Annotated in this window: 15 protein-coding genes; 2 read left to right on the top strand and 13 right to left on the bottom strand. The window is 70.3% G+C overall.

Translation table 11 applies throughout. From position 1 onward, the window contains the following. The 10 genes from AB4039_RS22075 to AB4039_RS22030 all read right to left on the bottom strand — a co-directional run. Positions 1-204, bottom strand: a 204-nt coding sequence (locus AB4039_RS22075) for a TadE/TadG family type IV pilus assembly protein (RefSeq protein WP_442271613.1), incomplete at its 3' end; no start/stop codon positions are given. Next, positions 201-626 (bottom strand): TadE/TadG family type IV pilus assembly protein, encoded by a 426-nt coding sequence (locus tag AB4039_RS22070; protein ID WP_442271612.1) that lies wholly within the window; start codon positions 624-626, stop codon positions 201-203. The genes AB4039_RS22070 and AB4039_RS22075, both read right to left, overlap by 4 nt. A 28-nt stretch (positions 627-654) precedes the next feature. After that, on the bottom strand, positions 655-843 hold the full coding sequence (locus AB4039_RS22065; RefSeq protein WP_214936755.1) for a hypothetical protein: 189 nt from the start codon (positions 841-843) through the stop codon (positions 655-657). 18 nt (positions 844-861) lie between these two features. Beyond that, positions 862-1,752 (bottom strand): type II secretion system F family protein, encoded by an 891-nt coding sequence (locus tag AB4039_RS22060; protein WP_442271611.1) that lies wholly within the window; start codon positions 1,750-1,752, stop codon positions 862-864. After that, positions 1,749-2,669, bottom strand: coding sequence for a type II secretion system F family protein (locus AB4039_RS22055; RefSeq protein ID WP_442271610.1), 921 nt, complete (start codon positions 2,667-2,669; stop codon positions 1,749-1,751). Before AB4039_RS22055 ends, AB4039_RS22060 begins: the two co-directional genes overlap by 4 nt. Before the next feature lie 136 nt (positions 2,670-2,805). After that, complete coding sequence (locus tag AB4039_RS22050; protein ID WP_442271609.1) at positions 2,806-4,368, bottom strand: CpaF family protein; 1,563 nt, start codon at positions 4,366-4,368, stop codon at positions 2,806-2,808. Next, positions 4,361-5,299 carry a hypothetical protein gene (locus tag AB4039_RS22045; protein WP_442271608.1) on the bottom strand — a complete coding sequence of 313 codons (939 nt, stop codon included), beginning with the start codon at positions 5,297-5,299 and terminating at the stop codon, positions 4,361-4,363. The genes AB4039_RS22050 and AB4039_RS22045 overlap by 8 nt, the downstream gene beginning before the upstream one ends. Continuing rightward, the gene (locus AB4039_RS22040; protein WP_442271607.1) at positions 5,296-5,910 is read right to left on the bottom strand and encodes an SAF domain-containing protein; all 615 of its coding nucleotides are present in this window, start codon (positions 5,908-5,910) and stop codon (positions 5,296-5,298) included. Before AB4039_RS22040 ends, AB4039_RS22045 begins: the two co-directional genes overlap by 4 nt. Positions 5,911-6,026: 116 nt before the next feature. Next, positions 6,027-6,602 (bottom strand): ATP/GTP-binding protein, encoded by a 576-nt coding sequence (locus tag AB4039_RS22035; protein ID WP_442271606.1) that lies wholly within the window; start codon positions 6,600-6,602, stop codon positions 6,027-6,029. A 296-nt stretch (positions 6,603-6,898) separates the two neighbouring features. Continuing rightward, positions 6,899-7,498: a hypothetical protein gene (locus AB4039_RS22030; protein WP_442271605.1), complete on the bottom strand. Its 600-nt coding sequence runs from the start codon at positions 7,496-7,498 to the stop codon at positions 6,899-6,901. 1,623 nt (positions 7,499-9,121) lie between these two features. On the opposite strand from AB4039_RS22030, the gene AB4039_RS22025 reads away from it, so the two are divergent. Next, positions 9,122-9,589, top strand: coding sequence for a hypothetical protein (locus tag AB4039_RS22025; RefSeq protein WP_442271604.1), 468 nt, complete (start codon positions 9,122-9,124; stop codon positions 9,587-9,589). 285 nt (positions 9,590-9,874) lie between these two features. Here the strand turns inward: AB4039_RS22025 and AB4039_RS22020 are convergent, their stop codons facing one another. The 3 genes from AB4039_RS22020 to AB4039_RS22010 are packed head-to-tail and all read right to left on the bottom strand — an operon-like array spanning position 9,875 to position 13,466. Continuing rightward, entirely contained in the window at positions 9,875-10,816 is a 942-nt protein-coding gene (locus AB4039_RS22020; RefSeq protein WP_442271603.1) for a replication-relaxation family protein, read from the bottom strand. Positions 10,817-10,833: 17 nt separating this feature from the next. Further along, the gene (locus tag AB4039_RS22015) at positions 10,834-13,008 is read right to left on the bottom strand and encodes an ATP/GTP-binding protein (RefSeq protein WP_442271602.1); all 2,175 of its coding nucleotides are present in this window, start codon (positions 13,006-13,008) and stop codon (positions 10,834-10,836) included. Next, entirely contained in the window at positions 13,005-13,466 is a 462-nt protein-coding gene (locus AB4039_RS22010; RefSeq protein WP_442271601.1) for a hypothetical protein, read from the bottom strand. Before AB4039_RS22010 ends, AB4039_RS22015 begins: the two co-directional genes overlap by 4 nt. A gap of 215 nt (positions 13,467-13,681) precedes the next feature. On the opposite strand from AB4039_RS22010, the gene AB4039_RS22005 reads away from it, so the two are divergent. Beyond that, entirely contained in the window at positions 13,682-14,050 is a 369-nt protein-coding gene (locus AB4039_RS22005; RefSeq protein ID WP_442271600.1) for a hypothetical protein, read from the top strand. The last annotated feature ends 47 nt before the right edge of the window (positions 14,051-14,097 follow it).

Raw genomic sequence — 14,097 nt, 5'->3', positions numbered from 1 at the left:
CTGCGCGGCGCCGGCCTCCCGTTCCAGCGAGGCGGCGCGGGCGGCCGCGCGGGCGGCGCCGTCCACGGCGCCGGAGGCGTCCGTGATCCGCCCGAAGGCGATCATGAGCAGCATGAGGGCGATGATGGCCGGGGCGAGGATGACGGTCTCAACCGAGTAGCTGCCCCGGTCCTCGCGCCAGTTGATGCGCCGTGCCCGGTTCACTGTGCTGCCACCCAGCGCTCGACGGGAGCCTCGGCGCTCTGGACGACGTCCAGTTCGAGTCCGGGGACGAGGGTGGCGACGGTGCCGCGGACGGTGATGCGGATCTGCTCCGGACCGCTGCCGTCGGCGGAGACGCTCGCGCCGCGGACGGTGCCGTACTTGTCGAGGAGTTCCTGGGCCTGGGCAACGCCGTCGCCGGGGCCGGCGCCGAGCTGGCGTCCGGCCTCGACTCCCTGGGTGGCGGCGGAGCGGGCGACGGAGCGGGCGTGGAAATACATGCCGGTCTGGATCGCGGCGAAGACCAGGAACAGCACGACGACGGCGAGCACGGCCAGCTCCACGCTGCCCGAGCCTCGATCGTCGCCTTCGGCCCGCAGGCGGGCCCGTAGGCGCCGCCACCGGTTGCTGACCTGGTCTTTCACGCCGCTTCCTTTCCTCCTGGTGGTTGGTTCAGCTGCCGCTGATGAGCGGGATCTTGGCGTCGGTGAAGGTCTTGATCGCGGCGACGACCGCGATGGCGATGGCGATGACAACGCCGGCGATGACGGCGAGCTCGGCCGAAGTCTGCCCGGCGTCGCCCGCGTTCTTCAGGCGCTCCCAGCGGGCGGCGAGGACGGTGGTCAGGGCGCGGATGTGCATGGTGTTCTCCTCTGTGTTCTAGCCGTTGAACATGCTGACGACGGGCGGCAGCACGACGAAGACGAGCATGAGCAGCACGGCGAAGGTCACCGGCAGCACCATGGACGTCGAAGCCTCGTTGGCCTGGGCCTTGGCGTCGGAGAGGATCGCGACGCGCAGCTGGCGGGCTTGGGCCTGGAGGGTGGTGTAGACGGCGGCGCCGTCGCCCGCGAGGGCGAGGGTGTCGGCGGGCCGGGTCAGTTCGGGGATGTCGAGTTCTTCGCCGAGTTGCTTGAGGGCGTCCCAGACGGTGACGCCGGCGAGGTCTGCCTCGTAGAAGGCCTGTCGCATCCGCTCGAAGATCCATCCGTCGCCCACGTCGGCGGTGTCGGTCAGGGCCTGGGCGGCGCCGGAGTTGGCGATACGGGCCAAAGCGACGCGGTCGAGGTAGGAGGCGGCGGCGTGCCGTACGACGAGGCGGGCGGCCGCCGCCTCCTTCCTGACCTCTTGGCCGGGCCACAGCCAGAACAGAGCGCCGAGGCCGAGGCCGGCGGCGGCCGGCATCACGAACGGCAGGCTCACGCCCAGCATCGATAGGAGCGCGCTGGCCAGCTGCGGCAGTACCAGCCCGTACAACGCGAACAGGGCCCGCTTGCCGAGGTGCTCGGCGGGGCTGATCCGCAGGAGGTTGAGGTCACGGACGGGCAGGGTGATCCGCTCACCGAAGCCCGCCAGGAGGCGGGTGCCGACCTTCTCGGGCAGGGACCCGGTGCTGATGGCGGTGATCCTGGGCTGGCGGGCGATGTGGTCGGCGTCGAGCCGGTCCATGACGGAGACGACGTCGGGCCGGGCCGGCCACAGGGCGCGGATGGCGACCCCGGTGAGGGCGCCGGCGGCCGCCGCGGGCAGGACCGCTTCCATGGGGATCATCGGGCGGCTCCCATGGCGGCGGCCGGCTCAGCCGGGGTCAGCGGATTGAGGAGGCGGGGGTCCGGCTTCGTCACGGCGGCCCGGCGCAGCCAGGACAGCGTCCAGGCGAAGAGCCCGCCGAGGATCGCGAGGGCGAGCTGCCCGGCCGGGGACTGGTACCAGGCGGACCAGGCTTCGTTGAGCATGCAGCCAACGAAGACGATGCAGATGACGATCGAGACGATCCTGCTGGATTTGCGGATCTTGGCGCGGTCGGACTCGATGTCGCGGGCGTCGGCGGCCTGCTGGTGGATCGTCACCGCGAGCGCCTCCAGGGCGGTCGACAGGCCGGGGCCCATGTTCGCCGCGTGGGACTGGAAGAGCAGCGCAACGTGGTCCACGACGCCGTCGCTGAGTTCGTCGGCGAACAGGGCGAAGGCCTGCTTGGAGTCCATGCCGGAGCGCAGCCGCTCATCGAGCGCCCGCACGTTGGCGGCGATGGGTGCGGGGGCGTTGCGGGCGCTGGCGCGGATGGTCTGCACGAGGCTGATGCCCGCGGTGTGGATGCCCGCCAGGCCGTTGAGCCATTGCCCGATCGCTTCCAGGCGCTCGATGCGCTGCTCGGCGGCGGTTCCGGGGTTGAGGAGGAAGGGGAAGCCCAGGACCGCGGCACCGGCGAGAATGCCGTGGACGGGCCACCCGGTCCACGCCCACACCGCGAGGACGGTGATCCCGGCGGTGGTGACCACGGCGCGCCAGCGGCGCTGCCAGGCCTCGGGCAGGGTCGCCTTCGCCGCGCGGATCCGGCTGGCTCGGCGGGAGGCGGGCTTCGTCGGGTCCACCACGCGGCCGCGCCACTCGCGTACGGCGATCAGGCCCGCGAGGACCATGACGAGGGCGCACAGCGCGGCTACGAGAGCGAGCTGCGAGGAGTTCACCGCACCTCCCGGATCTCTGGTTCGGTCATCAGCTCAGCCAGCACACGAGCAGGCCTGTGAGGACCACGGCTGCTCCCGTGAGGGCGGCGATGTAGGCGATTTCGCGGGTCACAGGGCTTCCTGTTCTGCAGGTCGGTCATCGCTTCACCACCTTCATGGGCGGGCCCCAAGCGCCTTCGGGGTTCTGGGTCAGCCAGCGGCGGTCGAAGGTGCCGGTGCGCTCCAGGGCGTCTATGTACGACGGCATGTTGCGGTACACGGCGCGCGGTTCGTCGCCGTGGGGGGCGAAGAGTTCGCTGGTGGTGGGGCGTCCGCCCTCGCCGACGACGTCGTGGACCTCGTAGATGTGCGAGACGAAGCGGTGCTTGCGGCCGCCGATGGCGGTCTCGTCGAGGTAGGTGAGGTAGACGACCACGTCGATCGCGGAGGCGATCAGGTGGTTGGCGGCCTCCGTCTGCATGCCGGCCTCGGTGCACAGCTGTACGAGGCGGGAGATGATCGCGTGCGGGCGGCGGACGTGCAGGGTGCACATCGAGCCGGAGCCGCCCGCGGACATCGCCTGGAGCATGGGGAGGACCTCGGTGGAGCGGACCTCGCCGACGATCACCCGGTTGACGTTGTAGCGCAGAGCGGTGGGGAACATGTCGCCGATGGTGACCTCGCCTGACGCGTTGCCTCCGCGGACTTCGCCGTTGGACTGGCGGGCCTCGAAAGCGAACGTGAGGGGGCCCGGCTTGTCCGGCGGCCCGGGCTCGTCCAGGTAGAGCTCGCGGTCGGACTCCAGGGTCGCGATCCGCTCGCCGGGCGGGATCTCCCGGCCCAGGGCGCGCAGCAGCGAGGTCTTGCCGGCGCCCATGTCGCCGACGACCAGGATGTTGAGCTTCGCCTGGACGCAGGCCAGGAGGAAGGCCCGCAGCAGCGGGTTGATGGAGCCCCACTGGATGAGCTCGTCGATGCCGTGATTGCGGATGCGGTGCTTTCGGATGACCACCGACGGGCGGGTGGTGAGCAGGCTCGCGGTGACGCGGGACCCGTCGGGCATGCGGAAGCCGACGTTTGGGGTGGCCTGGGTCAGGGCGCGCTCTCCGTGGCCGGACAGGCCGGCCATGCGGTTGACCCAGGTGATCAGCTCGGCGTGTGAGTCGGCAACGCGGTCGATGCTGCGGCGGGGCCGGTCGTAGTACTCGATGTGCGCGCGGATCCCGTCGACCATGACGTCCTCGACGCCTTCCTCGTCGAGGAGGCCCTGGAGGCGGCCACCGCGGAACATCGCGTCGAACACCGCCGCTCCGATGGCGTGTTCCTCGGCCGTCGAGAGGGAGGAGTGGCCGTGGGAGTACTTCGTGGACCACTTGGCGACGGCCGTGGTCACCATGGACCGGGCCTGGGCCCTCCTGTCGTTCTCCTCCAGCAGGCGGCTGGGGTCGTGCGCGGACAACTCGGCGGACACCTCGGCCTGGAGGGCCTCGATCACCTCCCAGGCGACCGGCAGCTGGCCCGGCAGCCCGGCCAACTTCGGGACCGCGCCCGCACTGGCGGCCGCCGCCGGGCGGGCGGGAGCTGGCAGCGCGGGGGTCGGGACTGGTGCCGTCGTGGGCTGGGGAATGCGGGTCGTGCCGATACGGCCGGCGAGCAGGCCGGCGATGTCGGCGGGGCCGTGCGCGGTCGGGCCGTCAGGGCGCTGCTGGGTATCAGACACGGGGATCCACCCGTCCCTGACCCAGGCGCTGAAGAACCCCGGCAACCTGAGGAGTGGCCTGTGCCTGTGCCGGGAGGGCAGCCGGTGCCGGCTGGGCGGCCAGCGCTGGAGGGGTCGGCGCCGCAGGGGTCGGCGGGTACTGCTGGTGCAGGGCTCGCCGGGAGGCGGCCGCCTGGAGGTGGCCGAGGGCGGTGCGGGCGGCGCCCAGGAGCGCGGACTTGTTCAGCTTTCGCGGGGCGCTGCCGGTGCCGGCGAGGTAGGCGGCGGTGTCCGGCTCCCAGGGCAGCGCGGCCATCACCGGCAGACGCAGCGCCTCGGAGACCTCGTGGGCGCGGCGGGGTCCGTCCTCGATGAGGAGGACGCCCAGGGCGTCGGCGCCGGTGCCGCGGTCGGTGAGCTCGTTGCGCAGCGGTTCGGTCATGTGCCGGGCCAGAGCCAGGGACTGGTCGGTGGCGCGTACGACGAGCAGCACCAGGTCCGCACCGTGGAGGAGCGGTGCGGGGGTGAGGGTGGAGTGGAGACGGCCGGACTCCAGGGCCAGGCGGCCGGCGTCGATGACGACGTCGTAGCCGCCTTCGTCGGACAGCACCCGCATGACCTGGGCCAGGGCGGGCCAGCTCCGTTCGAGGGCGGGAGCCTGGGCGGGATCGGTCAGGCCAGGTAGGACCTGGCGGTTTCCGGAGGCGTCGAGGCGGACCAGGTGGTCGGCGAAGGCCCGAGCGAGGGCGTCCTCGCCAGCGCGCTCGGCGACGGCGAGGTGGTAGAGGCCGGTCCCGGCGGTGATCTGGGCCTGGAAGAACCCGGCGCGCAGGGTGCCGCCGGCCGGGTCGCACTCGGCCAGCAGCGAGGGGCGCGTGGAGGACAGGGTCATGGCGAGGGCGCTGGTGGTCACACCGGACGACTTCGCGCTCACCAGCGCGGTAACGGTCACGATCCGCTCCGCACGTCGCGGACCAACGCGATCCGGCCGGAGGATGCGCGGGTGGCCAGGAGGGGCCCGTCCGAGGACGCGACCGCGAGGTTGACGACGACGGCGCCGGACGCGTCGGGCCGACTGACCGAGACCACGACCGCCTTGACCGACGTGGGCGGGGCCTCGGCGCCGTCCTTACCTGTGGGCTGCTCGCCCTGACCCGGTACGGTGACCGCGAGGACCTTGTCGCCGGGCACAAGGGAACCGGCGGGGGCCTGGCCGCGCTTGACCTGCACGCCGACCTGCTGCTTGTCGTCACCGAGGCCGGTGCCGGGCTGGAGCTGGGCTGCGACGAGCAGGCTGCCCTTGCGCAGGTCGACGGCGGGGCGCTTGCCCACGACGCTCGCGCGGTCGGTGGCGGGCATCGGGGTCAGGGCCGCGTCCGCCGAGACCTCCGCCACGATGACATCCGCGTCCGTCAGCGGCTGCCCGGCCGGGACGTCATTCGCGATGGCCAGGACCTTCGTGCGGTCGCCCACGGCGGTCACGGCGGCGGCCGCGCCGAGGGCGGCCGCGACGGCCAGCACAGTGCTCAGGGCAGCCGCGGCGTACCGACGCTGTTTCTTCACAGGCGCCGCGGTGGTGATGGGGAGTTCAGTGCGGGGGCCGGCTGGACGCGGCACCGGCGGGGCGGCGGGGGATTCCATTCGGGTACTGCCTCTCGGGGAAGTGCAAGCAGTGCGTACTAGTTGAGGACCTGGACCTCGGCGACGTTGATGTCCACGGCGCTGGTGCGGATCTCGGTCAGCTGGCCGCCTTGGGCGCCGCCGGTGACCTGCCAGTCGATCGACCAGGTGGATGTCGCGGTGACGTGGTAGGTGCCGGAGCTGGTGGTGGAGGACGGCTTGTCGTAGCGGTGACCGCAGTCCGGGGACGGCTGCTTGCCGTACTCCGGCTTGTAGGGGGTGCCGGCACTCGTGCAGGTCACGGTGTGGCCGTCGCCCATGTTCCACACGATCTTCGACACCTTGGCGGTCGCCGTCACCGACACCGGACCGACCGACGCCGAAGCCACATTCGGGCCGTACGTCTCGGGGCCGGTCTCGGTCCACATGTAAACGGGCATGCCGACCACGCCCTTGCCGCCCGGCTTCGGCGTGATGCCGATCGCGGGCGCGCGCAGCCGCATCTTGGATACTGCCTGCCGCGCCACCACTGCGGGGTCGATCACCGGACCTCCGCCGCCGGGCGCCGCCGAGGTGAAAATATTCTTCACGTCATGCAGGCCTGTCTCGTTGTCGAGGCAGTCCTCGATATACATCGAAACACCAGGCTGATGACCGCCAGACCCCCACAGCGAGCTGTCGTCCGACGGCTGCGGGTCAGCCAGGGCGTAGGTACAGGTGTAGCGGCTGTTCCCTCCACCGATATCGCCGCCGGCTCCTCCTCCACCAGTTCCGCCGCCAGTGCCTGGGCGGGTGCCACCCGGGTCCTCAGGCAGCCCGACGCCGGTGCAGACGTACTCGTCCGGGCACGGCGGATCCCCCGGATTGGCCATGGCCATAGGGGTGGAGAGCAATGCAGACAGGGCGAGGACCGGGACCAAGCTTCTGCGCGCTAGCACGGCTGGTCCCCGTGAGGAGTGCTCTTGAGGACCTTCCAGCCGTCCTCCCAGCGCTCGACAAGAGCCACGACCACGTATTTGGTTGCCCTGGTTGAGGGCAGCGGTGCCGGCTTGCCGGTGTCCTTCTGGATGACCTTCCACGGCAAGACGTCGAGGCAGGCCGAGATGGTCACGTTGGGGGTCTTCTTGTCGAGCTCAGCGGCCGTGACCGTCGGATTCGTGAGCACAGGAGCTCCGGTCATGATCTGACCGAGCGTCTTGAGGTTGGCCACACCTGCTTGCGCCTTCGCCAGTGCCTCGGCCGCGGTGTACCGCTGCAGCTCGGTGCCCTCGATGGCGGGCACCGCGTAGGCCTTCGGAAGTTCTGTCCAGTACGACTGATACGTAGAAATCGCTTCGGCCTTCGCAGCCTCGGCAGGGTCCAGCGAAGCCGACTTACTTGCCGCAGCGGAGACCGAGGGGGCCGGGGACTGGCTCTTCTCATCACCGGTCCCCTTCGACGAGGTGCAGCCTGCGGTGAGGACCGCGCAGAGCGCTAGAAATGCAGGGATTGCCCGGCTGCTGTTCCGGCCAAGCTGATCGAGTCGTGCCATGGGTACCGCTGCCTCTCCGTAGAAAGCCATCGCGCCCGGTGCAGACCTTTGCGGACCTGTTTTCGCGCGGCTTGGACCACAACCGTCACAAGCGACCGGACTGTTCCCATACGTTACGCAGAGGCGGCCAACATCGAAAGCCGTTAGTGCAGTTCACGGCCACGCGGACGGTGCAAACCGGACGTTTCCACACTGTCGCGGGACCTTCTCGGAATTCAGTCCGACGGGCGAGACGTCAACAAGTGAAACCCTCAGACCTCACCCCTTGCCGGCAACTCAAAATGTCGACTCATCTGCACTTCAGATTTGGATAGCAGGATGGCTCAATATGTAATCGGAATGACTGGAAACAGCCGCAACCGTCTGGGTTGGAGCAGACCTACCACGACGACTCCGAGACATACGCCACCCGGACGCCGACCACCGCGACGCGCACGCGGGGCGGGCGTAGCACTCCGGCCGCCCCCGCTGCTCGCACTGTCGTTCTTCGTTCGGATTGACTCCTGCCGACCCAGGCCGACCACCTGACTCCATATACACCGATCAGCCCGGGTCCGACTGCTGCTTGAACGTTCACCTTGCCGACTACTTGAGCTCCCACCCGGTCCTCAGCCCATCACAGCAAGCAGTATGTCGCCGCACTCCTCGACGGCTGACCGTCACCAACTTCGCAACCCTGGACGACACCAGCCACTTCCCTCAGGGGCAACTGCCCAGTGGAGGGCCCCCTGGGGCCCGGAGCGGTGCGTGGGCGACCGTTAGGGAGCCCGCGCAGGGCAGGCGGCAGTGGCTGGTCCAGCGCAGCCGAAAGGCGCTGGCGGGGGGTCCGGGGGCGAGGAGCCCCCGGTGTGGGGTGCAGGGGCGTAGCCCTTGCCAGGGGGTCCGGGGGCTGGCCCCCGCGCTACGGCCGGTCCAGCGCGGCCTGGGCGCTGGCGGGGGGTCCGGGGGGCTGGTCCCCCGGTATCGGGCCGAAGGTCCGATACACCGGCGGGCTTAGGGGGACAGCTCCGCCTCGCTGTTGGTGCACGGCGGCCGTGACTGCGGGAAGGCTCCAGGAGGAGAGAGCGGGTCGACTCCGTAGTTGGCGTTCCTTCCCAATACGTATAGAGGGCGCAGCCCCCGCACCCCTCTGACCTGCGAAAACGCTCCTAGAAAGCGAACCCTGGGATGCCAATATCGGCATCCCAGGGTTCCATATCGGCATCTTAGGATGCCGATAGATGTCGCAGTGCATCATGTCGTAGCGCGACATCGAACGAACCCGAGGGTTCCTTCGGTTGTGTTAGGCGTCATGAGACTGCGCTTGATCCGACCTTCAGGGCGTCACGGGAACCATGAGGTTCTCTCCCTGACCCAGGACGACATGTCGCCAGTAGTCAGGGAACGAATCGCCGGGTTCGCTCAGTTACCGTTGCCGACATGTCGTCTGCCGTAAGATCGGCGCGTTCATACAGCACAGGTCAGGGGTCGGTAGTGCCAAGAGAAGTGCGCGGGGCCCGCGATGTGTTCAACCGGGCCACCGGGGAGGTGTATGAGTTGCTGGAGCCAGTGGACCCACCGCCGCCTCGTCGCATCTCGTACAACATGGGCGGCCGACATGGTCAGTTCTCCATCCCGCGGGTCATGGAGATGCTGAGCAAGGAGTCCGGCCTCACAGGCGATGCGATCAGGGTGTTTCTCTTCTGCGGTATCAAGGCCTTCGAGAAGGGTGGGGCCACGGCGAACGAAGCTGCGGATCACCTGGGTCTGACGCCCCAGGCCACTCGGCGGATCGCGAAGATGCTGGCAGAGCACAAGTGCCTGCTGGTGGCCGAGCGAGTCGGGCGGACCATCAAGTACCGCGCGAGCCCGCACATCATCTCCAGCCTTTCAGGGGAGGAACAGGCGCAGGAAGCTGCCGCCTACCACCTGCCGACCGTGCCGGGGCGACCCGCTACCAAGAAGGAGAAGACCAATGCCTCGCCATCTGTACCCGGAGCTCGAAGCGCTCGCGCAGCGCATAAGCGCACTGCCGCACCTGAAGCAGAACGTGCTGCTGAGGTACGCGATCCTGGGGGGCCTGGAGACTTCCGTCGAGAAGACTGCGGCTGAGCTGGCTGAGATGGCCGGCGTGCCCGCACCGCACTTCTCGAAGGCGCGCCGGGAGCTCGAAGCGGACGGTTGGCTGGAGTTCACCCACAAGGAGGGTCAGGTGAAGTTCTTCCGTCTCGGGGAGAGGGCAACCGGCCGAGAGGTCGTGGTTCCCCTCCATAGGATCACGGGTTAGGTCTGCAGGTCGTGCCGTTGAGGTACTCGGTACGGCGGTTCATCACACTGGGTCCGCAGGAAACGTTGAGCGGGGCGGGAGGCATAGGCCTCCCGCCCCGCTTGTGTGTTTCAAGCCGCTGCCGCGACCGGGCTGCGGATCCAGGCGTCCACCGGTTCGGCCGGGCCGAGGACCGGTGTGAAGACGGGCTCGAAGGGGCCGTGGGTGCGGAGCTGGTCGAGGGTGGTGACGCCGGCCCGCAGTGCGGTGGAGGCGAGCGCGGGGTCGCTGGCGGCGAGACTGCGCAGGTCGGCGATCCGTCGGGCGAGGCGGTCCTCGGAGGCTCCCGTCAGCACGAGCAGGAGCCGGGGGAAGACCGGGTACCGGTAACGCCAGGCCGGCATCGCGGCCTGGCGCCGGGGCCCGCGGGTTCCCTTGGCCGTCTGGGGCTGGGGCGCGTACTGGTGGTAGGCGGCGTACGCGTGCAGTTTCTGCGCGAGGCGGGCGATCGTCATCTGGGTGCGGTCGACCTCCACGAAGAACGTGAGCAGGGTGCGCTGCTTGCCCGCGCTGTGGACGTAGTTGAGGACGGCGTCCGGGACGAGGCACAGCTCCTCCCCGGGTCGGGCTTCGTCGCGGTAGTAGTGGGCGATCTCGGGCGACCAGTCCAGGGGACCGCACTCGTGGCCGAGGCGGCGCGCGTGCTCGACGAACGCCGCTCCGGTCTCGACGACCGCGAGGGTGTGCTCCTGGAGCGGGCCGAGCGCGGCCTCCTGGCTCATCCGGTACGCGCGCGGCTGGATCAGGCCCACGGCCTCGACGGACTGTGCCCCCTTCTCCGTCAGCCACCACAGCAGCTGGGTCTGGCCGGCGCTGCGCCGTCCTACGGCCTCGGCGAAGCCGGCCTGGCGCAGGGTATGAAGCTGGCGGCGCAGGAACTCGGAGCGGGTGTGGTGCGGGGTGACGAGCCGGTGAAGCTGCATCGTGGAGACGAGACGGTGCTGGTAGAGGACCTGGGCGGCCTGCTGGGCGACCTGGCCCAGCCCGGTGGGGGCGGAGTGCGGGTAGGGCATGGGGTGCTCGCCTTCTTCTAGTCGATGACGCTGGTGGGGTCGCCGGTGCTCGGGCCGCCGGGGCGCCGGCCGGTGTGGTGGGCGAGGACGACGGCGTCGAGCTCTTCCAGGTCGGCGAGGATGTCGCCGAGGGGGCGGCGGTTGAGGTTGCTGTCGATCGCCTGGTCGAGGGCGGGGACGCCGGACGGGTTGTCGTAGTGCGCGAAGATCTCGTCCACGGGCAGGCCGCGGACCCGGAAGGGCGTGGTCCGGGCGCCGTTGAGGTTCACGGACATCACGTAGTGGTACTTCGGGAGCTCGGTGATCGTCTCCGGACTGACGTGCCCGTTCCACCTCTTGGCGACGAAGGCGGCCTCGTCGTAGTCGGCGGCGCAGGTGCTGAGCCAGGACTGGTTTTGCAGGAGGGCCTGGCGGGTGATGGCGGAGAGCCGGAGCGCCATCTGGGTCATGCCGATGAAGCGGACCTCGTACTTGCGCAGCTGCTCGGCGATGGCGGCGAGGAACCCCTTGCTGGAGGAGTCGAGGGCGGTGAGCTCGTCACCCCATGCCCAGAACGTCTTCCGCTGCTCGCGCGGGGTGTCCTGCCGGGAGAGGCCGGCGCGGTGCAGGTCGTGAATGAGCAGGCAGCTGACCAGGGCGTCGCTCTCGCTGCCGGACGGGCAGACGAAGACGACCTTGCCGGTGTCCATGGCGTGCCGGACGTCGTACGCGGAGCGGGGGCTGCCGAAGAAGCCCTGGAGGCTCTGGCTGGTGTCGAGTCGGTCGATGGCGTAGGTGACGGTCGGCACCGCGTCCGGGCCCAGCTTGGGGAAGGTGGTCTCCCAGTACGCGCGGACGCGGTCCGGGAGTTTGCGCAGGAGCCCCTCGCGCCAGTCCTCGTCGGTGAGCCAGGTGCGCAGCTGGAAGAGGGTGCACTGCGCCTCGGGGTGCCCGGCCTGGACGGCCTGGAGGTTGAGCAGGGCCAAGGCCTGGGAGGCGCGGGCGAGGATGGTCCGGGCGCGGGGCGCGTTGTCGCCCCAGTCCTGCGCTGCGGCGATGCCTTCGGTGACGGAGCGGACGATGTCCTGGACGTCGGAGAGGGTGCGGCCCTCCATCGACAGGGGGTTCCAGGAGACGACGGGCTGGTCCGGACCGGCCTTGGCCAGGTTGATCTCCCAGAGCCGGTCGAGGATCTCCGGGTGCGCGAGGTAGGGCTTCGCGCGGGCCCAGCCCTCGCCGTGAGGGTCGAGGAACCAGCAGCCGTAGCCGGAGTGGGCCATCGCGATGCACTGCACGAGGGCTTCTTCGGTCTTGCCGTGGCCGGACTTGCCGAGCTGGAGGCCGAAGAGGAGGTCCTGCACCCGGGCGGCTGCGATCCGTTCGCGGCCGTCGGGGTAGACCACGGCGCCGAGCGGGATCAGGTCGTGCTGCCCGGTGTAGACGGGAAGGTCGGCTGGGGCGGGCGGGACCAGGCCGCCGGTGCGGACCACGCTGGAGGCTGTGCATTTCACCGTCGGTGGCTTGAGCCAGCCGGCCAGCTCGGGCACCGTCAGCCACTGCCGGCGATGGGGGGCGAACTCCCCGCTCGCGAACCGGCGCTCGAACTTGCCGATCGCCCATCGTCGGGGCCGGCGGGCCTTGAGGTAGTTCTCCCCCGAGGTCATCGACAGCGCGGCGATCAGCTGGTGCATCCGGGCCAGGGCCAGCTGCGGGTGGGCGGCCTCGGTACGTAGCAGGATCTGCACGGCGAACACCGCCCCGGCGGACGGTTCGAGCTTGCCGACGCCGTCGCGCAGGTCGGTCTGCCGCGGGATCCGCTCGGACCGGTTGGAAGCGCCGGCACCGCCGGACCAGGCGGAGGTCGCCGATCCCCAGAAGCCGCCTCCGCCGAGGCCGCCGGTGAGGCGCTCGCCGTACGCGGACGGGCCCCGGCGGGCGGCTCGGGCCATCAGGCGACGTCGGCGGCGGGCCAGGCGCTGTTCGGAGACGGGGACGAGGTCGAAGACCGCCTCGGCCTGCTCCCCGTCCTCGGTACGCACGGAGGCCATGGCCGCGGCCAGTTGCTGGAGCGGGTCGGGGCTCAGGCCGAGGGAGGCCAGGGCCTTGTAGTCGGGCAGGCCCAGGGTGAGTTCGGCGCGCTGCACGTACCGGCGCGCGCTCGCCGGCTCGGTGGTCACGTGCGCCGGCTTGGCGAGGGAGACGACGGCGGTCACGGCGTTCCTCCCCGGCCGTTGAAGCGGACGGGTCGGATGTCGGCCTGGCCGTGCTGGGTGCGGACCTCGACCTCGGCGAAGCCGGGCATGTTCAGGATCGCGGCCGCAGCGGCCGGGCCCTCGATGTAGCAGCGCATCTTTCCCTCCACGGCGGTGTACCGCAGGCGCACCGCCGATCCGCGGGCCGGGACACCGTCGGCGGCGTAGTGCACGCGCCCGAGCTGGCGGGCCCAGCGGCCGACTTCGCCCTCACCGGGGTCGAAGGTGCTGGTCGGGATCACCTCGACCTGGACCCGGTCGGCGAGCGCTTCCCGGACGAGCGCCGCGCGCCGGATCGTCCACCACACCCAGACCGCCGCCCCGAGAACGCCAGCGGCGACGAGGTAGGGCGCGGCCGCGCTCAGGACGGCCTGGAGCTGGGCGAGGAGCTCGTCAACCGGCAGGTCCGGGAGGCTCATGTCGGCCGGACCGAGGTCGGCCGGGACGGGGTGGAGTGGTGCACGGTGCCTCCAGGTCGGTGGGAAGAACTCCTTCACCTGGACCAAGTAAGAACTCGCGGCCGATCCAGACACCGCGCCTGAATGCTTTGCCATCCCTTGACGATTTAGGGGGCTGGCGGGTTCGGCCGGGACTGGCGAGTGCCCTTCACGGTGTCGGCGCCGTTGATCTCGTCATGAGGAAAGCGATCTACATGACTGCGGCCGCGCTGGTGCTGGTCGGGACGGCTCCGGCGTTCGCGAGCGGTGGGGCCGGCAAGGGCCCGGTGGGTGTCGGCGTGATCGGCGAAGGCCTGAAGGTGAAGGAAGTACGGGCCACCCTGGACGGCTGGTACCCGGGCGCCCGGGCCGAGACCTTCCTGCTTCGGGGCGGCAAGCGCATCCAGACCGTGGGGGCCTGGAAGGCCACCGAGTCGGTGGAGTACGGCGGGCACAAGTTCGAGGTCGTCGCCTGGAAGGTGAACACGTCCTACCGGCACGGAGACCGGATCTGTTCGCGGTTCGAGCACCGCAGCGAGCGGCCCTGCGTGACCATCCAGCGCTGACCCGCGCCGCCCGGTGCCCGCCCCGCGGATATCCGGGGCGGGCACCG

The organism is Streptomyces sp. M-16 (genome assembly GCF_052114405.1).
Classification (GTDB): Bacteria; Actinomycetota; Actinomycetes; order Streptomycetales; family Streptomycetaceae; genus Streptomyces.
Note: the sequence above shows the minus strand (reverse complement) of the source record. Positions and strands in the feature narration are given on the sequence as shown.